This window comes from Hymenobacter psoromatis (assembly GCA_001596155.1).
Classification (GTDB): domain Bacteria; phylum Bacteroidota; class Bacteroidia; order Cytophagales; family Hymenobacteraceae; genus Hymenobacter.
The window spans coordinates 2,756,817-2,779,252 of the sequence record CP014771.1 but is presented as its reverse complement, the minus strand read 5'-3'; the positions used below and the strand labels follow the sequence as shown (position 1 = coordinate 2,779,252).

Annotated in this window: 15 protein-coding genes and 1 pseudogene; 10 read left to right on the top strand and 6 right to left on the bottom strand. The window is 56.5% G+C overall.

What is annotated here, in order from left to right; all coding sequences use genetic code 11:
* Positions 1-61: 61 nt before the first annotated feature.
* A complete protein-coding gene (locus A0257_11685; GenBank protein ID AMR27693.1) occupies positions 62-1,123 on the bottom strand; it encodes a bifunctional diaminohydroxyphosphoribosylaminopyrimidine deaminase/5-amino-6-(5-phosphoribosylamino)uracil reductase in 1,062 nt (353 codons plus the stop codon).
* Positions 1,124-1,212: 89 nt separating this feature from the next.
* On the opposite strand from A0257_11685, the gene A0257_11680 reads away from it, so the two are divergent.
* Complete coding sequence (locus A0257_11680) at positions 1,213-2,073, top strand: hypothetical protein (GenBank protein ID AMR27692.1); 861 nt, start codon at positions 1,213-1,215, stop codon at positions 2,071-2,073.
* 113 nt (positions 2,074-2,186) lie between these two features.
* Positions 2,187-3,284 (top strand): alkene reductase, encoded by a 1,098-nt coding sequence (locus A0257_11675; protein AMR27691.1) that lies wholly within the window; start codon positions 2,187-2,189, stop codon positions 3,282-3,284.
* 137 nt (positions 3,285-3,421) lie between these two features.
* On the opposite strand, the gene A0257_11670 is transcribed toward A0257_11675, so the two are convergent.
* Positions 3,422-3,841, bottom strand: coding sequence for a hypothetical protein (locus A0257_11670; GenBank protein ID AMR27690.1), 420 nt, complete (start codon positions 3,839-3,841; stop codon positions 3,422-3,424).
* Between the two features lie 297 nt (positions 3,842-4,138).
* On the opposite strand from A0257_11670, the gene A0257_11665 reads away from it, so the two are divergent.
* The 8 genes and pseudogenes from A0257_11665 to A0257_11630 all read left to right on the top strand — a co-directional run bounded on the left by A0257_11665 (position 4,139) and on the right by A0257_11630 (position 15,156).
* Complete coding sequence (locus A0257_11665; protein AMR27689.1) at positions 4,139-5,116, top strand: hypothetical protein; 978 nt, start codon at positions 4,139-4,141, stop codon at positions 5,114-5,116.
* 33 nt (positions 5,117-5,149) lie between these two features.
* Positions 5,150-5,982, top strand: a pseudogene (locus A0257_11660) (transposase).
* A gap of 581 nt (positions 5,983-6,563) precedes the next feature.
* Positions 6,564-6,935: a hypothetical protein gene (locus A0257_11655; GenBank protein AMR27688.1), complete on the top strand. Its 372-nt coding sequence runs from the start codon at positions 6,564-6,566 to the stop codon at positions 6,933-6,935.
* 905 nt (positions 6,936-7,840) lie between these two features.
* The gene (locus tag A0257_11650; GenBank protein ID AMR27687.1) at positions 7,841-11,137 is read left to right on the top strand and encodes a hypothetical protein; all 3,297 of its coding nucleotides are present in this window, start codon (positions 7,841-7,843) and stop codon (positions 11,135-11,137) included.
* Positions 11,138-11,225: 88 nt separating this feature from the next.
* Complete coding sequence (locus tag A0257_11645) at positions 11,226-11,660, top strand: hypothetical protein (protein AMR27686.1); 435 nt, start codon at positions 11,226-11,228, stop codon at positions 11,658-11,660.
* Positions 11,661-11,797: 137 nt separating this feature from the next.
* Entirely contained in the window at positions 11,798-12,679 is an 882-nt protein-coding gene (locus tag A0257_11640; GenBank protein AMR27685.1) for a hypothetical protein, read from the top strand.
* A gap of 135 nt (positions 12,680-12,814) precedes the next feature.
* Positions 12,815-13,765 carry a hypothetical protein gene (locus A0257_11635; protein ID AMR27684.1) on the top strand — a complete coding sequence of 317 codons (951 nt, stop codon included), beginning with the start codon at positions 12,815-12,817 and terminating at the stop codon, positions 13,763-13,765.
* A 125-nt stretch (positions 13,766-13,890) separates the two neighbouring features.
* Complete coding sequence (locus A0257_11630) at positions 13,891-15,156, top strand: hypothetical protein (protein ID AMR27683.1); 1,266 nt, start codon at positions 13,891-13,893, stop codon at positions 15,154-15,156.
* A 36-nt stretch (positions 15,157-15,192) separates the two neighbouring features.
* Here A0257_11630 and A0257_11625 read toward each other — a convergent pair whose 3' ends face one another.
* The 4 genes from A0257_11625 to A0257_11610 all read right to left on the bottom strand — a co-directional run bounded on the left by A0257_11625 (position 15,193) and on the right by A0257_11610 (position 22,383).
* Positions 15,193-15,813 (bottom strand): acetyltransferase, encoded by a 621-nt coding sequence (locus tag A0257_11625; protein ID AMR27682.1) that lies wholly within the window; start codon positions 15,811-15,813, stop codon positions 15,193-15,195.
* 157 nt (positions 15,814-15,970) lie between these two features.
* Entirely contained in the window at positions 15,971-19,537 is a 3,567-nt protein-coding gene (locus A0257_11620) for a hypothetical protein (GenBank protein AMR27681.1), read from the bottom strand.
* 523 nt (positions 19,538-20,060) lie between these two features.
* Complete coding sequence (locus A0257_11615) at positions 20,061-20,969, bottom strand: hypothetical protein (protein ID AMR27680.1); 909 nt, start codon at positions 20,967-20,969, stop codon at positions 20,061-20,063.
* Between the two features lie 49 nt (positions 20,970-21,018).
* Positions 21,019-22,383, bottom strand: a complete 1,365-nt coding sequence (locus tag A0257_11610; protein ID AMR27679.1) for a hypothetical protein — start codon at positions 22,381-22,383, stop codon at positions 21,019-21,021.
* Positions 22,384-22,436: the final 53 nt, after the last annotated feature.

Genomic DNA, 22,436 nt, shown 5'->3' with positions numbered 1-22,436 from the left:
AATAGGCAAGGGGTAATGTCGCTCAGAATTCTGAACGACATTACCCCTTGCCTATTATCCATTACTCATTCAAATAGGTAAACAGGTCGTCGGGGCCCACCTTTTCGCGGCTGTGCCAGCCGCGCAGGCCCAGGCGCGGGGCCGCGATGCCGCGCTCCAGTCGTCTGGGGCAGCGGAAAATCCGAATTTCATCCCACATATTACTGTTAATCAATGCGGTGAGGACCGTGGGTCCGCCTTCAATCAGCACCGATTCGATGCCGCGCGCCTGCAAGTCGGCCAGTACGGCGGGCATCAGGTCGGGCGCGGGCGGCGCGCCGGGCGGGGCAAAGGGCAGCGTAACGTAGGTAAGATTGAGCTGGCTGGCCCGCTCGCGGTGGGTGTAGATGATGGTGGGCTGCGAGCCGTCGAGCACGTGGTGGCTGGGGGGTAGGGCCAGGTTTTTGTCGATAACCAGGCGGGTGGGCTGGGGGCCGGGCCACTCGCGGGCGTTGAGGCGAGGGTTGTCGTGCAGGGCTGTGCGCGTGCCCACCAGAATGGCCGCCTCCTCGGTGCGCCACTGGTGCGTAAGCAGCTGCGCCTGCGGCCCGCTCAGCTGCACCTGCTGAAAGTGCGGCCCGGCCAGAAACCCATCGGCCGACTCGGCCCATTTCAGCACTAGGTAGGGCCGCTTTTTTTCCTGGGCCGTGAAGAAGCGCTTGTTCAGCTGGCGGCCCTCGGCGGCGAGCAGGCCGGTGCTTACTCCGATGCCCGCCGCCCGCAGGCGGGCCAGGCCCTGGCCCGCCACCAGCGGGTTGGGGTCGTCGTTGCACACTATCACTTCGGGCACGCCCTTGGCGATGAGCAGGTCGGCGCAGGGCGGCGTTTTGCCGTGGTGGGCGCAAGGCTCCAGAGTCACGAATACGCGGCTGTGGCGCAGCAACTCCGGGTCGGCCACGCTGGCCAGGGCGTTTACTTCGGCATGCGGGCCGCCGTACTGCTGGTGGTACCCCTCGCCGATGATGGTGCCCTCGGGGCCGACCACTACGCAGCCTACCAAGGGGTTAGGGCGTGTGTAGCCCCGACCCAGGGCCGCCAGGTCGAGGGCGCGGCGCATAAAAAGCGAATCGTCGGGCGCGGGCATAGGAGGGGGTAGCAAGGCGGGTTAGGAGCGTAAAGCTATTCGCCAAATGGAAGTTTCCCTACCCCCCGCGTCCCCATCTTTGCCCGCCCATGACCACCCAGCAACTTACCGCCGAGCTTACTGCCGCCCTGCAAGCCCTCTATCCCGCGCCCGAAGCCCAGGCCATTGCCGCCCTGGTGACCGAGCACCTGCTGAGCCTCTCGCCCTTGCAGCGTCGCATGCAGGCCGCCGCGCCCGTGCCCGCCGCCTTGGCCGCCGCCCTACCCCCCCTGCAAGCCCGCTTACTGGCCCACGAGCCGGTGCAGTACGTGCTGGGCACCGCCCACTTTGCCGGCCTGGAGTTGGAAGTGACGCCCGCTACCCTCATCCCGCGGCCCGAAACCGAGGAGCTGGTGCAGCTCATTGCCCGCGCCCACGCCGGGCAGCCGGGCCTGCGCCTGCTCGACGTGGGCACGGGCAGCGGCTGCCTGGCCATTGCGCTGGCGCGGGAATTGGCCAAGCCAGCGCGGGTGGTGGCGGTCGATATTTCGGCCGAAGCGCTGGCCGTGGCCGGGCGAAATGCGGCCCGCTACGCGCCGCTGGTGGAGCTGCAACGGGTTGATATTCTGCAAGAAATGCCGACCGGCCTACCCCCCGGCAGCCTCGACATCCTGGTGAGCAATCCGCCCTACGTGCGCGAAAGTGAGCGCCCGCTGATGCGCGAAAACGTGCTGGCCTGGGAGCCGGCCACCGCCCTTTTCGTGCTCGACGACGACCCGCTGCTTTTCTACCGCCGGCTGGGCGAGGTGGGGCAACTGCTGCTGCGGCCGGGCGGCGGGCTATACCTGGAAATCAACGAGGCGCTCTCGGGCGAGACGCAGGCGCTGCTGCGTGGCCAGGGCTACGCGGCCGTGCGGGGCGTGGCCGATATGTTTGGTCGGCCGCGTATGGTGGTGGCAACTCGCTCGTAGCGAGGGGGGTAGGGAAAATATGGGCGCAATGGCATAAACAAAACGTGTACCTACAGGCTTTGTAGCAGCTTCCCGATTGGCAGCCTTCGTCTTCGACTTTTTCTTTCCTTATAATGGCTGAGCAACCGCTCCTGACTGCTTTTCACTCCGATAAGCTCAACTTAAAAAACCGCGTCGTGATGGCCCCCATGACGCGCAGCCGCGCCGACAACGCCGCCCACGCGCCCACTGACCTCATGGTCGAGTATTATTCGCAGCGCGCTACGGCGGGCCTTATCATCACGGAAGGCGTGTATGTGAGCCGCGCGGCCGTGGGCTACATCAACGTGCCCGGCATCTACACGCCCGAGCAAGTGGCTGGATGGCAAAAGGTTACCAGCGCCGTGCACGCGCTGGATGGCAAGATTTTCGTGCAGCTCTGGCACGTGGGCCGCATATCGCACCCCGACCTGCTCGATGGCAACCTGCCGCTATCGGCCTCGGCCCTCAACCCGCATGCCCAGGTGTACACGCCCACCGGCATGAAGGACACGGTGGCGCCGGTCGCCATGACGACGGCCCAAATCAAACAAACGGTGGCCGACTTCGCGCAGGCCGCCAAAAATGCGCTCGCAGCCGGCTTCGATGGCATGGAAATCCACTCGTCGAACGGCTACCTGTTTCACCAGTTTTTCAACGGTACCAGCAACCATCGCACCGATGAGTACGGCGGCTCTATCGAGAACCGCGCGCGGCTTTTCTTCGAAGTGCTGGATGCCATTAAGGCGGCCGGCGTGGACCTGGGCAAGGTGGGCGCGCGCCTCAACCCCTCGCTCGACGGCCTGTTTGGCATGACGCTCGACGCCGAAACCATCCCCACGTTCGACTACATCGTGCAGCGCCTCAACGACTACGGCCTGGCGTATCTGCATCTGTCCGAGCCGTTTACTGATGTGAGCCAGAACAAGTTTGCCGAGCCGCACATCGCCAAGCACTACCGCCCCATGTATAAAGGCACGCTTATCATCAACGCCGGCTTTGACCAGGAAAAGGGCAATAAGGTAATCGCCGACGGCGACGCCGACCTCGTGGCCTACGGCACGCTCTACATCGCCAACCCCGACCTGGTAGCGCGCTTTGCCCAGCACGTGCCGCTGGCCGAGAGCGACAAGAATACCTACTACGTGCCGGGCGCGCACGGCTACACCGACTACCCGATGGTAAGTGCGTAAATAGTGCAGACCGAAACGGTCATGCTGAGCTTGTCAAAGCATCTCTACCGCGCAAGTAATTCCAACGTTGGGATTACTTGCGCGGTAGAGATGCTTCGACAAGCTCAGCATGACCGTTCTAATTTTCACCTACTCATTTACCGTTGGCGCAGCAGCCACGCCGTGGCCTCGGCCTCGTCGTCGAATGAGCGGTAGCGGACGGGCAGGCCCCGCACGTTGGTGGTGACGAAGGCCGTGGCCAGGCGCGCGTAGAGGTTGGCGGCCAGGATGATAGCGCCCACGTGGTAGCCGGCGTCGTGCACGGCGTGCGGCAGCCATTCCTGGGTTATCCAGGCCTGCTCCTCGGTTGAGAAGGGCGGCATCTGCATTTGGTTGCTTAATGCTTTGGTCCAGCCAAAGTGCTTCAGGCCCTGGCTCAGGTGCAGCAGCAGGGCCTGCGTTTCGGCAAGCGTGCGCGGGTTAGCGCTCCAGCTCGAGCATAAATAGCCCGCTGGCTGCACCAGTATCTGGCCGGCGACATTCTCAAAAAAAACGGTGGGGGTAGGGGCCAGCGCCATAACGCGCTAAAGATAAAAGCACCTGTATGAGAACTGGCTGAACAAAAAGCTCCTCCGGGTAAAAGCCAAATAGTCGATTTTTTTGCCAACTTGCTTTCAGGCAGGTTGTTGGCCGGCCGCGGGCAGCGCGGCCGGCCTTCGCGCGCGAAAGCGCCGAAGTGCCTAGGGGCGTGGAATAACTTGGCGTAGTTGCGCGTTAGGCGGTGGGGTAGGGGCGCGTCCGCGCCGGCCTGCCGACCTTTGCTGCTGCCTATGCTTTTTCGCCTGTGTATCCGTCCGCTGCTTGTTGCCTTGCCTTTGTCGCTGCTGCTGGCAGCCTGCACCAAAGTCAACAGCCCGCTCAAGCTGTATTACATCAGCTCGTCCCGCTTCACATCGGGTAGTAAAACGGTGAACGCCGGCGACACGCTCTCGACCCGCCTCTACGCCGCTACCAGCACCGATACCGCGAGTGCCAACCGGCTCAACCATTTCCGCGTTACGGTCACCTACTCGCCCCTGGCCGCGCCTTTCGCCTACCCCACCAACCTGGCCACGTTCAGCTACATCAGCCTGCCAACCCACCAGGAGGTAGTTTACCTCGATTCGGCGCTCACGACCTCGCCCCGCAACTTTCTGTACACGTCCACTTTTGGCGCGCGCACCACCTCGGGCACCGAAACGTGGCTCTTCACGGCTACCGATACCGACGGCAATAGCTCGGCGCGCTCCTTCACGCTCGCGGTGCGCCGCCCCGATTCCACGCAAGTATTCCACGACTACACCCTGCGCCTACCCTCCTCCAACAACACCTACGGCTCGGGAGGCCGGCGCTTCATCGACCTCAAATCGGGCCTCGTGTACCCTGCTTACGCGCTCACCGGCACGGTGCCCAACCCCGTGCTGCAAGAGCAGACCGATTTGATTCTGCTGACCGATGCCGCTCGCCTGGCCACTCCCAAGGACCCTAGCGTCATCCTGAACAAAAGATGGACGGCACCGCGTCAGAACGCCCTCTTCAACCTGACGTCCCTTACCCCTGCCACCTTTGCTAACATCAAGGACACGCTGAGTATCCAGCAGCAGTTCGTGGCCAACAACTCGGTGACGCTGCTCAACAAGCTGGTGGCCGGCCAGGTGTATGCCTTTCATACGTACGATGCCACGGCCATCCGTCTCAATACCAATCCCAAGCTCAAGCCTATTTATGGGCTTATGCTGGTGCAGGCCCTGCCCGCGGGCAGCACCGCCGGCCTGCAGCTGCTGGTGCGTCTGGCCAAACAGCCCCGGCTTTAGAGCCGGGGCTGCACTTGGGGTTAAATTTGGGGTATGACCTTTACGCGAAGTTACCCCAGTGATGTTTCGGATGAGGAATGGGCTTCTGTGGTCCCTTACCTGTGCCTGATGTGCGAAGACGCGCCCAGCGCGAACATCCGCTGCGGGCCTTGTTCAACGGCTTGCGCTACTTAGGCCACACCGGCTGTCAGTGGCGCTACCTGCCCCACGACCTGCCGCCCTGGTCGGCGGTGTACCAGTAGTGGACCCGCTGGCGCGATGCCCGCGTGTTTGAATCTATTGTACATGATTTGAATGAATTGCAACGGGTGCTGCTGGGCCGGGCGGCCACGCCCACGGCGGTCATCTTCGACGGGCGCACGCTGCAAAGCACCCCCGAAAGCGGGCACCGGGCGGGCTATGACGGGGCGAAGCGGCGCAAGGGTAGCAAGGCCCACCTTGCCGTCGATACGCTGGGCTATCTGCTGCGCGTGGGCATCACCCCGGCCAACGAACAGGAGCGGGCACAGGTGGGCGAACGCTGCCAGCAGGTACAGGAAATCACGGGCCAAACGGTGGAGGTTGGCTTTGGCGACCAGGGCTACACGGGTGAAGACCCAGAGTATGAGGCGGCCGTACACGACATTGATTTACAGGTAATAACCAAGCCTGAAGAGCAAACCGGCTTCGTGCTGCTGCCCCGCCGCTGGGTGGTCAAACGCAGCTTTGCCTGGTGCAGTCGTTTTCGACGGCTGGCCCGCGATTACGAGCGGTTGAGCAACACCTTACAGCAACTCTATTTTGTCGTCTTCGCCTGTATCATGCTCGCCAGACATGCCAATAGTGCATGTACTCGTCACGAAGTGAGGTGCGAAGGTAGTCGTTAAAAAGTGCTAAACTTGCCGCATGAAGCTCAGCCTGACAGACGTAGAACGGCGCGAACTGCGGCAGTTGCAAAAATAACGGCGCGACGAGGGCTATGTGAAAGTGACAGTCATTCTGCTGGTGGATAAGAGCCGTCCGTTGTCCGATATTGCCGACGACTTGGGCTTGGACAAGGCCACAGTCTATCGCTACGTGCGCGCCTTCACCGACCTGGGCCTAGTCAAATATCTGGCCCACGAGCGCCCGGCTACTGGGGCCTGCTGCGCAGCGCCCAACTCGCGGGCCTCTGCCACGAGGTCAATACGCGGCTCTACACGGAGGTAAAGGCGTTTCAGGCCTGGGTGGCCGCCACATACGGGGTCGCCTATTCGGTTTCTGGTCTGACGGAGCTCTTGCACCGGCTGGGCTTTACCTACAAGCTTACCACGCCCGTGCCCTGCCAGGCCAATGCGGGGGCGCAGGAAGACTTTTTGCAGAAACTGGCCGTGCTCGAGCCCACCTCGCGCGAGGTGAGGCTGTCCTCTACTATGCCGACGCGGCCCATCCCACCTACCACACGCGCTGCACCCGCGCCTGGTGCGCCGTGGGCGAAGAACGACCCTTGCTCACCGTCAGCGGCCGCGAGCGGGGGAACCTGAACGCGGCCCTGAATGCCTACGGCCCGACCCAGGTGCTGCTGGATGAAACGGCCCGCGTAAATGCGCAGAGCACGAAATGTTTATACGAGCTGCTGCTGGCGGCTCACCCCGATAAAGCGCGGATTTACGTGGTCTGTGACAACGCCCGCTACTACAAAAACCAGGAATTGCGGGCCTGGCTAGTCGATAAACCGATTGTGCAAGTCTTTTTACCGCCCTACTCGCCCAATCTGAATCTGATTGAGCGCTTCTGGAAGTATCTGCGCCAGAAGATTATCAACACCACTTTTTACCGCACCAAAGGCGAATTTCGCTAAGCTGTACACAGCTTTTTTACCCGGCTCCCCGAGTTTGGGCAAGACCTCGCGTCCCTACTAACCCGCAGCTATCATATTCTCGACGCGCAACTCACTTCGTGACGAGTATAACAGGCTTTAGCGGCGCGCCCTACCCTCCAATCGGGCACTCAAGGCCCTGGCGCTATTTTTTCCATTAGAAAATACGCTCTGCGCTTGAAATCCAGCCAAGTATAGCTAAGTGCGACGCTTAACAGCATTTATCTGCTATAAAAATGTAATACTTAGAGATTTAAGTATTTTTGCTTGAGTCGCTAGGTATTATGCTTTTATTGCCTTTTGTACGTGTTGATGTGCTAAAAAAATTTTAATTTCTATAAAAATAAAATAGTAATAATCATGAATAAATTCGATATCAACCAATATTCTTGGTTTTTTTATTGTCTCTAATTATGATAAAAATAATAATTTACGAAATATTATTACGGTAAGAAAATGCACTTTAGAAAAAAATATGAGCAAAATTTGGTAATTTGAAACGTAAAAATTGGATTTTATAAATTATTTAACTTGTTCATGTTTGGTGAAGTTATTGGACGACATATATTTGCTAGGGGTGTCTTTGGCTACTCATTATTTATAAAAGACACTTGAGTATTGAGGTTGAGTTTTTGCATTTAATCAAAAGCGTTATGTTTAATATAATTAGTAAATACTTTGTTTTAAGATTTATAACTATTATTTTCCTAGTAGTAGTATTGGCTTTTGGTGGAATGGGGCAGATGGCAGCATTAGCCAAAAACGCCGCTCCAGTTGCTGCCACGCGGACACTCAACAGTTCCAATGCAGCTACCAGAACGGGCAGCTTTGGTAATGCGCCAGCTATTAGTGGCTTTGCACCCGCCAGTGGTAGCCCCGGTGGCACGGTGGTCATTACGGGTAGTGGCTTCGCGGGCACCACGGCAGTGAGTATTCAGGGTAGTCCGGTGGCGGCCTTCACCGTCAATTCGGATACCCAGCTCACGGCCACGCTGAGTAGCAGCCAGGCCACGGGCCAGGTGCTGGTGACAACGCCTAATGGCATTGGCACCAGCAGCGGCAGTTTTAGGGTGGGGCCGGTGCTGATAGTAGTACGTGGCAACTCGCAGGCCAACGGGGCCACTACCACGGGCAACGCCAGCACCATCGGCAGCTCCACTACCGGCGCGTGGCCCGACCAGGCCGCTGCCCTGCTAGGCAGCGGATACGTGTGGCAAAACCGTAGCAAAAACGGCGCGACCATCGACTACCTGCGCCTGAGCGACGACACGGAGGTAGCACCGCTCTTTGGTACCGGCAACTACGGCGAAGAGTGGATTGTGTTGCAGGAAACCACGAACCAGATTTTTCAGGCCAATCCGGCACAGCAGGTATATGGCAAGATGGTGGCTTGGGCACAGTACTGGAAATCGAAGGGCGTCAAGGTGGCCGTCGTAACCTGCTACGCTACTCAGGACCCGCAGTACAACGCCGAAATCGACGCTATCAACGACCTGTACCGGGCCAACTGGGCATCGTTCTGCGATATGCTGCTTGATGTAAAAAGCAGCCCCTACGTTACGCAAACTGGCATGGACCCGCAGTATGGCTACTGCTCCGATGGCCTGCATCTCAACACTCCGGGCAACCAGATACCGGCCCACTGCGCAGTTGATGGCTTCAACTCCCGTCCCCGTACGGGCCTCATTCCGGCTACGTTTATGTTGCCAGGCATCGCGGTGCCCGGTAGCGGGCAGCCGGCACCCGCGCCAGCTCCCGAACCTATCCCCACACCTGCGGGCCCGGCAGTGCTGCGTGTGCGCTACGGCACCACCGCCGCCGACTACGTGACGGGCAGCAGCGGCGAGATTGTGCGCCGACTTGACCAAAGCGGAGCCTCGCGCAATGCAGTGGTAACCGCTGGCCACGCCGGCCCCCGCCTTGTAGCCGACGATGGCCAGCAGGTAGCCCAGTACAACGCAGGCACGCCCAGCCCCAGCCAAAGCATGACCGTAACGGATGCTTTGGCCGCTAACTCAGATGCCTCTATAGTGGTGGACATACGGCTGCTGGCTAATGGCTTCAATTCAGTAATTTCAGTGGGCGGCGACCTGAGTATCTGGTTTCAGAACACTACCAAGCTACAGGTTTTCGACAAGGGTAGCAACTTCGTAACCTCGCTCGACTTGGGCACGGCGCCCCTGACGCGGTGCATTCTCACCTTCAACGCAACCACTAACGAGTTGATAGTCTACGCCCACGATACGGAAACTTACCGCACTACCCTGCCCGGCTTACCCTGGGTAGGGAGCACACCGGTAGTGGATATGGAGTTGGGGGGCTACCTGAATGGCACGAATCCGCTGGCTGGCGAAATGGGTGCCATAGCCGTATATAGTGGCCTGCTGAGTGCCGCGGAGCGTTCCGACTGGTTTGCCGTGACGCCCACGCTGGTGCCAGCTATCAGTAGCTTTTCGCAGTCGCCCGCCGGGCGCGGGCAGGTCGTAACCGTTACGGGGGCTAACCTGGCCAATACCACTTCCTTGGTGGTCAATGGCGTAGATGCCACCGCCACCATCACAGCCAACACCGCGACCAGCCTCACCTTTAAGGTCCCAACAGCCGCGCCCGACGCGGGTACTACTATCTTGACCACGGCCACCGGCATGGCGAGCAGCATAGCCCTGTTCGTGCGCGCCGCGCCGGGTAGCGCCCTGGCTTTTGATGGGGTAGATGACTACGTGGGATTTGCTAACCCTACCCCTGCCGTAAGTAACCTAGGTGCTTCGGCCTTTACGCTCGAAGCCTGGGTATATTACGACGGCACGGTCGCCGTAAACTCGCTGATTCGCAAAAGCGGCGACTATAACCTGTATCTCAATAGTGGTAAGCTGACTGCTGAAGTGTGGACCGGTGGCCTGGGCACCATAGCTGCGCGCAGCGTGGCCAGCACCAGCACCGTGCCCACCAATCGCTGGACGCACGTGGCGGCTGTGTGGGACAAGGCAGCCAATCGATTCGACCTGTACGAGAATGGAGTGGCTGATGTGGTCAGCAGCAGTTCCTTTACGGCGGCCAGTTCGGAGAGTCTGACTATCGGGGCCACCGTGGCCTATGGCGGCAACTACCTGCGGGGCCGGCTCGACGAGCTGCGTATCTGGAGCACGGCTCGCAGCATCACCCAGATTATGGCCGACCTGCAAACGCTGCCGACCCTACCCCAGACGGACCTGGCCATGTACCTGAATTTTGACCAGGGTGCCCCGACCAGCAACAATACCAGCCAGATTACGCTCGACGAACTGGTCAATAGCTACGACGGCACCCTGAACGGATTTGACCTTAGCAGCAGCAGTATTACTTCAAATTACGTAGCCAGTTATGCCCTCGTAGTGCCCACCGCTACTGCTGCCACCAACGTGGCCGCCACGAGCTTCACGGCTACCTGGCAGGCGTCGGGCCTGGGCCAGGCAGACAGCTACCTGGTCGAGGTGGCTACTACGGCCGATTTCGTGACGCCGCTCGCTGGTTCGCCCTTCTCGGTGGCGGCCCCGGTAACCAGCCTGGACGTAGCCGGCCTGGCGCGCAATACTACCTACTACTACCGCGTGGCGGCTCAATCGGCTAGCCTCCTCAACCAGGGTGCCCGCTCCAATGAAACCACCGTGGCTACTCCCCTGCCAGTCGAGCTCATTGCCTTCACCGCCCAGCCGAGTGCCGACCAGGCCACCGTGTGCCTGGCCTGGTCCACGGCCACTGAAAAAAGCAGTGCTCGGTTTGAGGCCGAGCGCAGTACCGACGGCGCGGCCTTCACCCACCTAGCCACCGTGGCGGCGGCCGGCACCGGCACCGTGGCGCATTCCTACAGCTTCATCGATGGCCAATTACCCGGCGCCGTGCTCTACTACCGGCTGCGGCAGGTTGATATCGATGGCAGCGCTACCTACTCGCCCGTGCGCACCGTCAGGCTGGCGTTGGGTAGTGGCAACTTAGTTCTATTTCCTAATCCGGCCAGTGCCAACACACTCCTCAAAAACGCAGTGCCTAACGTGCCTGTTCAGGTGCTCGATGCGCTCGGACGGATAGTGGCCACCGCCACTGCCGATGCGGTGGGCACCGCGCCACTTGTGCTGCCCGCCGGGCTGGTGAGGGGCGTGTATATCGTGCGCGCCGGCGTCCGCTCCTGCCGCTTGCTGGTAGAATAGGGGGGTAGGAAGGCCTTGGCGCGGTGACTGGCGGGCTGGGCCAATTTCCCCTCACCAACCAACGCAGCCGTGCGCTTGCTGGCGCGGTATGCAAACCCAGGGCATATATTACTGGGCTTTCGTGTGGTTCGCCAGTCGCAAGCCTTGTCTGGTGGGTACGGCCGCTACGAATTTTGACTGGCTCAACAAGCGTGAAAAGTGGCAATGCGCAGGCCACTGTGCAGCCAAAGCTAAAACACAACTTTACTCAGTTTACATTCTGTTAGCTGCTATGATACGACACCTAATTCTTGGTTACGGTCGCGAGACGGAACCGCAACGTATTCTTTTCTGCGCGCTTAGCTTTTGGGCCTGGTACGAAGGTGACCAGTCTGGGGCCCAAACGATAATCTTTACTGACCGCCCCGAATTTTTTGTCGAGCCCATCTGGCGCGGGAATAACCATGCCAGATGGGCTGATTCTAATCGTGCCCCCGAGTCGTCCGCATTTGCGCTACTTGCACGCCGTGCAGATATGTTTTAAGAGAGCTAAAAATCAACTTTCTACTGCCTTCATCCGTAACTTGCTGAAAAGGTTGTTACGTCCAGGTAGCCCAAATTGTGTTATACCGCTGCTGCCCGTCGGCAGCTCATTACCCTTGCGCACTGCTTCTTTTAGCTATGAGAATTGCACATTTGATTATGGTCCATAAAGGTGCGGCGCAAGTCAAACGGCTGCTCGGCGCTTTAAGGCACGAAAATTCAGACTGCTATATTCACTTGGATGGAAAGGCAGATTGGAAGGAATTCGCTTTCTTAGCCAGTCTGCCTCGCGTGTACTTTATCGAGGCACGTTTTCAGGCGCGTTGGGCGTCCTTTCGGTTTGTGGAAGCCATTGTGCAAAGCGTAAGGGAAATTCTGGCTTCAAGCCAATCCTATGAATTTATCAACCTGCTCAGCGGGCAAGACTACCCTATTAAGCCAGTAGAAAGTATTCACCAGTTTTTAGCGCAACATATAGGCCAATCCTTTCTGTCGGCCGAGCCTCAGGGGTCGCCTTGGTGGTCTGGGGCAATCAAGCGGGTAGAACAGTATCATTCGGTGTATTACCAGTTTAAAGGCCAGTATCAGCTGCAGCGTGTAGTGAATACTGTATTGCCAAAGCGTCGGTTCCCCTTGCCCTACCCCCTATATGGCAGCGCCGACGGCTCGTGGTGGACAATAAGCGCGGAGGGTGCCCGGTACTTGGTAAACTTCATGGATGAGCATCCGGAGGTTAGCCGTTTCGGGCGTTTCACGTGGGGCCCAGACGAATTTGTGATAGCTACTATTTTGATGAATTCGCCCTTCAGGGAGCGTATTGTCAACGAAAATTACCGGTATATTGATTGGTCCGCGGGGGTGGCCAATCCCAAAATACTAACGATAAATGATGCCCCAGCTCTAGCACATTCGCCCAAGCTTTTTGCCCGAAAATTTGATAATGAACAAGATAGTTGCATCTTAGATTTTGTTGACTCCCTTCTCCGTGAGCCTGTTCCGGCTGAATCGGGCAGCTACTAAGGGGAGCCACTTTAGTGCACGACCTTACTGCGAACGGATTACCCCTACCTTGCATTGGCAAGCTGAAATGGTAGCAAATTGCTGAGCTTAGTAGACTAGCTGAAGTTATTTGGTCTTCACAGACGAGTAGTACGTATGACAAGGCAACTAATTCTCGCTTATGGCAGCGAGATAGAGTATAAGCGGGCAGTTTTTGCGATACTCAGTTTCTGGGCCTGGTTTGACGGCGACCGAGCCGCCGTGCAGACTATCGTTTTCACGGACCGCCCCACCTTTTTTACGCCTCATTTGGAGGGTTTGCCAGTTGCCTACCGGCTACTAACGCCTGATATCCTAGCGCAGATGCGGGGCGAGCAAAACTTTGTGCACCGCATAAAAGTGAGCGTTATCAACCAGATAGCCCACGAGCAACCGGGCGACGCCTTGTTTTTTTGTGATGCGGACACGTTTTTTGTGGCACCTTCGGCACCGCTGATAGGTCAATTGCGGCCGGGGTACAGCGTAATGCATCTGTGTGAGCATTCCTTCGAGCAAGCAATTACGACTTGGGCTTCCTTCTCACCTCCGCAGGACGAATACCCGCGCAAATTCGTCGAGCTTATTAGAAGCCGCTCATTTGAGCTGTTGCCCGGCGCTCTCCATTCCTTTAGCCCCAACCAGATGATGTGGAACTCCGGCGTGGTAGGCCTGGCTGCCGAAACGCTCCCGCTCCTACCAGCTATTCTTGCGCTTAACGATGAACTTTACGCGGAAAGCCGCTGGATTTTAACCGAGCAGGCAGCCTTTTCATTAGCCTTACCAACGCAAACGCAGATAATTGCCAGCAGCCAGGATGTGTTTCATTATTGGGGAAAACGCCAAAAAGCAGTTATGGATAAGCTGTTGGCCAATCCTCCGGCTCTTCTAGCTCCCTCTGAACTGCTGCCTGACCGCCTAGCGCGCGTGCGAGTATTTACGGCTGCCTGGAGGCAAGCTGTGCGTAAAGATGAGGCTCAGCAAGCAGCTAAGCTGGCTTTTTCCAGAGGCGAACTACTAAGTGGCATGAAATCCACCGTAAAAGCATGGTTAAATAAGTATCTGTTATAACTTTACTGATTATTCTATAGCTTCTTTACTACTATAGTACTCTTGTGTTTTATATTAGGTAATTAATTAAATATATTCTTCTTAGAAAAAACTATGTTTTTCGACCAGAAAGGAATTTTATTGTGATGTTGGCGTATTCACAGCTAGATTACTCTAGAAAAATCAATTTTGATATTGAGGCTCTGCGCGGGTTTGCAGCCATTTTTGTAGTGTGGCACCACATTTCGGTTTTTGGGTACTTTCTGGACCCGACCTACCCATGTGATTATCCCCTTTCTTATGGGCCATCCGGACATTTTTGCGTACTCATCTTCTTTATACTTTCAGGCTACGTTATTGGACTCAGTAATAAGAAGCCGCTTGCCTGGGCCACGAGTGGTGATTATATAAAGAAGCGTCTAGTTCGCCTCTACCCTATCTTTATAATTACGCTGCTATTTGCCCTATTAGTGCGCCCTAAGCACTTTAACCTGAGTGCGATACTTGGTAATTTTGCGCTGTTACAGGTAGGGGTAGTGCCCAATGTTAACCCGCCCGGCTGGTCCTTGAATTTTGAGATGCTGTATTATCTCCTGTTCATTGGCATCTCTGCTTTTCAACTAAAGCCACTGTGGGTTATTATCGTTTCCCTAGCAGTTGGGATAGGCAACTACGCGCTCTACGGCATGTTGCAGACGCCCATTATTTCGGCTTATTGCTACGGGTTAATATTCTGGGTGTTGGGCCTGTTAGCGAGCCAACGGCTGGCTCACGCAGAAGCTGACAAAGCACCTGACCAAATATTGCTGGGCTGTCTCTTTTTCATTCTTTGCAGTGAGCAATACAACCTGCTGAGTACACTGATGCGCCGGTTCGTGCATATGTCTTTCCCGAGCAGTATAGGATGGGAGCAGCAAAGCGTTGAGGTTTACGACCTAGCCGCCATACCGTTAGCGCTAATTATCGTGCTGGTGTTTATTGGCAAGTACATTCCGTATAGAATGTTGCTGCTCAAAGGTTTGCTTTTGCTGTTGGCTTTGCCTAAGCTTGCGTACGTGGTGCTACACGCGTGGCGTGGCAACTTAGACTGGTGGTCGTATGGCCTACCCACGGTCTTTTTACTTGCCGCGTTTTTTTGTCTTTTCGTGCGCAGTTCCCGGCTAGAGCGCCTGGGGCAGGCGGTGATTCAAATCGGGATTGAGTTGGGTTCGCTGTCGTATGCTATCTACCTGATACACTTTCCGCTAATCTTTCTTTTCAGCCACATTCACGTCTTTTCGGGCACTTGGTTCACCTTCACGGTTCGCATCGTGCTACTTCTGGTGCTGACGTTGGTGCTCAGCTATTGGCTGGAAAAAGTGCTTCAACCGCGCATTAAGACCTATTTTTTTCCAAAGCTCACGCGGGCCTGATAAAGAATGCGCAAACTTGCCGGGCGGTGCGGCGGATTAAGTCTTTACTCGCTCCCACTGCCCGGTGGCAGCCGAGTAATGTTTGAGCGGCCGGGCCGGGTTACCACCCACAATGGTGTAGGGCGGCACGTCTTTGGTCACGACGCTACCCCCCGCTACTACTGCATGGCGCCCAATGCGCACGCCGGCCGTGATGGTCGCATTAGCCCCAATCCAGACCTCATCCTCCACTATTATTTCGGCCGTAGTGCAGGGCTGGTCCCGGATGGGCTGCGTGATATCCAAGTAGCCGTGGTTGAGACCCGAAAATACGACGTTTTGGGCGATAATCACGTCATTGCCAATGCGCAAGGGGCCAATAAGCACGTTGCTGAGGCCTACTAGAGTGCGGTCACCAATTAGTACGCCGCCCATCCCATTATTAACGGTGGCGTAGCTTTCGATGATGGACTCGTCGCCCAGCGTAAACGGGTTGAAGGGTACCACATCGAGGCGGGTATTCCACCGCACCAGCGACCGACGCCCGTACTTGTGTCGAAAGGGGTTGACCAGCCAGCGCACCCACAGCCGGGGCCGGGCCTCGCGCGGAACAATAATTGACCACAAAGCCAGCGCTTTCAGGCGGGGATTATCTTTAATCTTGTCAGTAAAAGCCATAGAGTAGGTAGCGCGCCCGCAGCCGGCAAGGAGCCCGGCCGCGGCAACTAGGCAGCAGGGTTCAAAGATAAGTAACCTTCCCAGCAACAGTCCACCACAGGCTTCTACCCCAACTGGCTAAAAATAGTAGGCCTGCGGGCGGCCCTGGGCTACTGCACTAATCCGTTTTTAACAGCTTTTGCGTGATGATTTTCGTATCGGTAAGGAGCTGCACAAGGTACCAGCCGGGCGCCAGGCCACTACCCGCCAAGGTAAGCACTGGCTGCGGGCCCGCCGTAGCGGGCCCACTAAATAAGCGTTGGACCAAGTGATTACTGGCGTCGTAGACCAATAGGGTAGCTTCGCCTGCTGCGGGCAGGCTAAACTCTACCGTGGTCTGGCTGGTCAAAGGGTTGGGGTACACGAGTAGCTGAGGCTCGCTGGCGGCCGTTGCGGAGGCCGGATTCTGAGTTGGCTGTAGGTTAACTTTGATGGGGGTAGTAGCCGTGAAAGGAATGAGGTGAGCGCCGGCTATCGGAATTTCAATGGCACCACTAGGGAGGGTCCAGGCCACGGACACGTTGTCGTTGCCAATATTCTGCTTGTGCAGCACCTCCAGGTAGTATCGGTGCCCGGCCAGTAGCGTGATATTAGCCGACTGCTGCCCGGCAAACTTATCCCACTGGCGGTAGTCGGTCCAGCCCGTGAAGCCCGCAATCAACACTTTATTGCCCGGATTATCGTCGAGGCTGAGCCAGAGCTGGCAGTCGTCGTCGCCGGAAATGCGGAACTGGTAGGCGCCATCCAGCGGGGCGCAGATGTAGCCGCGGATGCGGGCGCCGAAGCTGTCGCCGAGGTTGCGCCCGCTTTCCAGGCGCGTGAGCGTAGCCGTATTATTGGGCGTGGTTTGGGTAGGAATGGTGCTAATGGCCGTGCCGCTGATATTGGTCCACTGCTCCCATTGAATGCTCCCTACCCCTGGGCAAGTCGCCCCAACTGCCTTTACGACCGGGATAGTGCCAACTAGAACAAAAGTGGGCGTTTCAGTAACGGTAAGGGATAGCTGGCCATTCTGAACGCGCACTTTGGTAGTGCTCATGGCGGCCTGCCCGCTCACCGGCTGGCAAATAGTAACCGTATCTACCCCGCCCAGGCTGAGAGTATAGCTGGCCGTGCGACCCTGCTCGTCGGGCACCACCAAGGCATACGCGGTGCGGCCGTCGGGGGCCTGGTAGCGGTCCACGATGGGGTCACTGTTCAGGGTGCCTTTGTAGGCAAAATCGCCAAAAAGCTGGGCCGTTTGGCGCAGAAAATCGGCGGCCGGCTTGGGCGTGTGGTCAGCATTAATGAGGCCCGACGACCCGAACTGGACCGGATTGGTAGGGTTGTCATCCGATAATTGATACATGAACGTGCGCTCTATCCCCCAGCGGGCGTAGAGCAGCGCCGTGCGCAGCAGCCAGTCGGCCTCAGTTTGCAACACTGACTTATTGCCGATGGCGATGGCCTTGAGTGGGCTGCCCTGGTTGGTATCGTAGCCGGTTTCGGTTATCCAAATGGGCATGTCGCCGGCATACTGGTGGGCCATTCTAATAAAGTCCTGGGCCACCTGGCCAGCATTGGCTACCTCAGGGGCCGAGCCACGGGTAGAGTTGCCATTCTGCGACGTGCCCGCATTATTTGAATACAAATGGTAGTTAATCACGTCCCAGCACAGATTTACTGAGCCGTCGGCATTCAGGCCTCGGTACTGCCGGCACCAGTCAATCATGCCGCGCACGTAGTCGGTCATAGGAGCAGCTATCCCCGCCATCACCACCTTCATGCTGGGGTCGGCATTCTTTACGCCGATGCCCGGCCCCATCGTGTTTTTGTTGCCATCGTAGAACGCCGACAGGTTGGCGGCATATTCGCGGCCGGTCTGGTAGGCCTTGCGGCCCTTCCACCACTTGTCGCGCTCGTTGTCGCACTCAATATACTTAATGTAGCCCAGGCCGATTCTCACTTGGTTAGCCGCGTCGCCTGTCCAGCGCGTGGTGGCGTTCACATGCAGCAGGGCCGGGTTGACATTGGGGTTGTACCCGTAGCGGGCCACGTACTGAAACGCCATCCGCGCCTGCTCGATATACGAGTTGGGGTCGGTGAAGTCACGACCGTAGCGCACGGGCACGTTTTCGGCGTCGCGGTCGGCGCTGGGATACGAGTCCAGCATCCAGCCGGGTAGGCTTTTCACGCAGGCCAGCACGTCTAAGCCCTCGGCTTTAAGGCGCTGATACATCACGTCGTAGTTCCAGCCGCCGCTGTGCACGGGGTTGTAGGTGAAGCTGCCTTCCTCCGACTCTAGCTTTTCCCAATCGAGGTAGTGCCGGATGCCGGTAAAGTTTTTCACGGCCTCCAGGCGGGTTTCGTCAACCTGCCCCGGTGCATTCGGGTCTTCCAAATCCCACTCAAAGGCATTTACGCTCATTTCCTGCCGCAGCTTCACCTGCTTTTGTATAGCCAAGGCTACTGGGTCCGCAACGGGCAGCGGCGTGCCGGCCACATACGAGCCGTACAGCTCAATCTCGGTGGGGTAACCCCAGGTAGCCGTAATAACCAGCGCCCGGATGTTGCTAATGGGCGTGGGCAGTTGATAATTAATTAACTGGCTGGGATTCGGGCCTTCCCACTGGTAATTGTGGCCACCGGTGTAGGTACCTATTGGAATGCGCTCCCAGTTAGTGGTAATAACTGACAGGGTCATTGGGTCGCCCATGTTATTGCTACCCCCATCAAAAAAGCGGATGCTTTCAATGCTCATCGCCTCGCCCGGCTGGAGCGTGTAATACGCATCATATGAGGGGATTATTTTACCCCAGCCCGTAACGGAGCCCGTGTTGGTTGAGCCATCAAATAGCGCCTGTATATTGTTGGGCGAGTTGCTGAGGCCATACCACCGCGTGCCGTCGATAGGAATCTTATTGGCCATCGCCGCCGAGGCATCCAATATTAGCTCGGTTTGGCTAGCCTCCGCCGCCAAGTAGGAAGTACTAGCTGCCTGGCTGGCCGTGATGGTAGTGGTACCCGGCCCCACGCTGGTAGCCACCCACTGCCCTCCCACCTGCGCTACCGTCATAACGCTCCGTACCGATGATGAGTAGGTGATGGGCGTAGCCGGGTTATTGCTGGTGGCCGCCAGCACAAACGACGACGTCCCGAGTTTGCGGGTGGGTAGGGCGTCAAAAGTGATAACCGCTGCCACTGGCTGCGGGACCACATCGGTGCGACCGAAGACCTTTACTTTAACCGGTATATTATTGCAATATTTATGTATTATTATGGCATCAGCCGTAATGCTGCCCGCTGCTACCATGCTCACATATTGGTAGTATTTTTCACCGGTGAACGTGCCGAGTAGCGTGCGTTGCGTCCCACTCAGCGCATAGATAGTGGCTGGCATTGCCGTAAATACCCCTTCGAAATCAAACAGCGAAACCCGGCTCAACACGGTTGGATGCTGAAGGCGCAGCGTTACGTCAACGTATTGAAAATTAGTCGGTAGCCAGCAGTTCTGCACCAGATGATGCAAGTCGTCATCTTGCCAGGGCGAGTAATCCTGCCCAGTGAAGCTGCTCTCCGCAATAGTCGCGATGGGCACATACTCTTCTCCCGCATTAGGCTTAATCTGGGCGGAAACCGTGCCCAGCTTAAAGAAGGCCAGCAGTAAAAAAAAGCAGGCAGTGACAGTAAAATTATTGTTCACCATAAAGTAAGTAAAATTTAATTTTTAGCTAACAAGCGATTTTTAGTTTTTATCCCATTGTTATAATCAGCTATGAAAAAATGTTTTTAACTAAAACAAGTACAGGTTTTATGATAAGCCAATAGAAGATGTTTAAATTGTCTTATGAGCCCAAGATGTGAATATAAGCAGTCATTCTTAAAATAAAAAATATCCTACAAAAAATAGAAGTAGAATAAAGAGAGTTATTAGTATAATACAAAAAATTTCTGAAAATATTGTGCCTCAGGAATTTTGGCAACGCTGGTGTCGGCGTGCCAGCGTTGCCTAACGCAGTTGGCTTGTCCGAGCTCATGTAGTCGGCTTTCGTAGTGCCCCTACCCCTCTCTGCATTGCCCGCCCACCGCCCACCCCAACCTAAGAACCAGGTTGAGGGGGCACGGCAAGAGCGCTCGGCTAAAAAGGACGCAAGCAAAAAGGGCAGCTGGTTCGCAGTGCGCGAACCAGCTGCCCTCGTGGCAACTAAGGGGCTTGCCCCTGAAAACAGCTACTTTGTAACAGCTTTCTTTACTTTATTGTACACCTTGCGAAGCACACGCACATAGTCGCTCACCGGCTGGTGATTTTTCCAAGGTGTGAGCTTCATATACTTATAAAATTCGGTCTGGAAGGTCTTATTGGATGCGTAGGACTTGAAAATCGGCTTGATGTCGAGAAAGTGAATAAGCGCCGGGGCGCGGCCGTCGGTCGTTTTATCGTCTTGGATGGCATACCAGTTCCAGCGCTTATCCAACTCGTGCCACTGGTTGGCCATGCCCGCGTTCAGGCCGTATTGGTCTACCCAGTTCACATACTGCTGATTATCAATCAGACACTGGATAACCTTGTGGGTCACCTTGTCAGCTTTCCACTTCTTGGCATCGATGAGCAGCAGGCCCGAATTGAAGTACTTGGAATCGGCCGGAATGCCCAGCTGCTCGTAATTGGGCACGCCGCCCCAGGAGCAGCTCACTACCTCCTGCAAGTCCTGCACGGCCGCGAAAGCTTTGCCGCCAGTATCCATTTTCCACAGCGTCGAAATATCTTCGAGCACCAGCATGTCGCAGTCGAGGTAAATAACCCGGTCGCGCTCGGCAGGCACTACGTAGGGTGCAAACAGGCGCAGGTAGGCCGTCAGCGGAAAGGCCGTTTTATCGACCGGCACTTTGATATCCTGGAAAATAGCTTCACTGGCTTTCACCCAGTGCAGGCTACTCATGGCCGGGTCGATGGTGGCCTGGAGCCGCTGCTTATTTTGCGCCGAAATCTCGTCGTCGATAACGTAGAAATCCAGCTTCTCCCCGGTTTTGTGGTTCACCTCAATCGACTTGAGTAGGGGCGCAATCAGGATGGCGTAGAAGTTATCGCTAGCCATCACAATGGTAATTGGCTGACCGGTAGCGGGGGCGGAACTCATAGCGAGACGTTGGTAAAAAGTGGGGGGGTAGGGCCGAAAAGCCAGGTAGTTAGTGGGATTTAGCGGGGCGCAGCTTGGCTACAAAGCCGAAAATAATCTTCTTGCTTTCTTCAAATCCCGTCTCAATGATGGACAGGACACTCAGCTTGCTGTAGCGACTGAATGCCAGGTACCCAAAAATAAAGCCCGCGACAATGGTTGGCGCGCTGGCAATAGCCACGCCGTAAATGTTATGCAGCAGCTTAATGCCCAGGATGTTGGTGGTTACGCTCATGATGAGCGTAATAAACACCTTGATGAGGTTCATCTTGGGCTGATTGATGACGTCGAGGGCCACGCCAAAGTAGCGGTCAATGGGAAACAAAATGGCGATAACCAAGAAGATACGCAGCACGTTGGCGGCCTCGGTGCCCGCGTATTTATGGCCGCCCAGCAGCGAAATCAGTGGGTCAGCTCCCACAAACATGACGATAATAAGCGGTACCAGCGCCCAGGTAATAACCCCAGCATACCGCTGCATTACCCAGCCCAGACGCACCTTGTCACCCTGGTTGAAGGCGGCCGACATAGCCGGTATGGCCGTTGCCACGGAGCTGCGCAAGGGTATCTCGATAAACTCCATGAACCGCTGGGCGACGTTGTAAACTGCCAGCGCGGCCGGACCCAGCATGAAGTTGATAACGAACGTATCGGAATCGCGCAGGAGCATGGAGCCAATGAAGCTGCCAATGCTGTACTTGCCAAAGTGCGCCAGCTCTTTGGCGCAGGCTACCGAGCGGTCCTTAAGCATCCGAAAGTTGGTCCAGCCAAAAAGTAGCGCCGCCAGGCTGGTCACAGCCTCGCGGCCGATATTCAGGTACAACAGTCGAAACAGCGTCATCTGCTTGGTGAGCACCAGCACCGTGATACCCAGGATAAATACGCCCTGCGAAATGACGCGCAAATACAGCAGCTTGTCAAACTTCATCTCGGCCTGCAACACGCAGCCGGCGATAAAGCCCGGTAGGGTGGCAATGAATGTGACGCTGAACCAATGAAAGAATACGTTTAGGCTTTCGTTGTTTATAGGAATAGGTAATATCAGCGCCAGGGTGTTAAGTGCAATAAATAAGACAGTGATAAACAAGGCAATAAACCAGGTCGAGCCCATGACCTCGGCCGCGCGGGCAGGGGTAGCCCCAGAATAGGCCCGAATAAAAGCCGTGGTCAGAAAACCCGCCCGGATAGAGTCGAGTAGGCCCAGCATTGTCGTAAACAAAATCCACATCCCTACTTCTTGCAGGTGTAGCGACCGAAAAATGAGCGACGAAGACAGCACCGACATGCCAGCCATGACGACATTGCCCGTGAGCGACAGGAAATGATTGTTGTTTAGATAAGAATAAATCTTACTGCTCCGAAAGCGGTTTATCATTCGAGGGAAGGTAAAAGCATCGAGGTCGATACTGACGATTTTATACGAATAAA

Excerpts from the sequence above, each read along its gene's own strand:
- A0257_11670 (AMR27690.1), bottom strand. The coding sequence starts at position 3,841 with ATGGCGCTGGCCCCTACCCCCACCGTTTTTTTTGAGAATGTCGCCGGC.
- A0257_11680 (AMR27692.1), top strand. The coding sequence starts at position 1,213 with ATGACCACCCAGCAACTTACCGCCGAGCTTACTGCCGCCCTGCAAGCC.
- A0257_11620 (AMR27681.1), bottom strand. The coding sequence starts at position 19,537 with ATGGTGAACAATAATTTTACTGTCACTGCCTGCTTTTTTTTACTGCTG.
- A0257_11685 (AMR27693.1), bottom strand. The coding sequence starts at position 1,123 with ATGCCCGCGCCCGACGATTCGCTTTTTATGCGCCGCGCCCTCGACCTG.
- A0257_11675 (AMR27691.1), top strand. The coding sequence starts at position 2,187 with ATGGCTGAGCAACCGCTCCTGACTGCTTTTCACTCCGATAAGCTCAAC.
- A0257_11625 (AMR27682.1), bottom strand. The coding sequence starts at position 15,813 with ATGGCTTTTACTGACAAGATTAAAGATAATCCCCGCCTGAAAGCGCTG.
- A0257_11635 (AMR27684.1), top strand. The coding sequence starts at position 12,815 with ATGACAAGGCAACTAATTCTCGCTTATGGCAGCGAGATAGAGTATAAG.
- A0257_11640 (AMR27685.1), top strand. The coding sequence starts at position 11,798 with ATGAGAATTGCACATTTGATTATGGTCCATAAAGGTGCGGCGCAAGTC.
- A0257_11615 (AMR27680.1), bottom strand. The coding sequence starts at position 20,969 with ATGAGTTCCGCCCCCGCTACCGGTCAGCCAATTACCATTGTGATGGCT.
- A0257_11645 (AMR27686.1), top strand. The coding sequence starts at position 11,226 with ATGCAAACCCAGGGCATATATTACTGGGCTTTCGTGTGGTTCGCCAGT.
- A0257_11610 (AMR27679.1), bottom strand. The coding sequence starts at position 22,383 with ATGATAAACCGCTTTCGGAGCAGTAAGATTTATTCTTATCTAAACAAC.
- A0257_11630 (AMR27683.1), top strand. The coding sequence starts at position 13,891 with ATGTTGGCGTATTCACAGCTAGATTACTCTAGAAAAATCAATTTTGAT.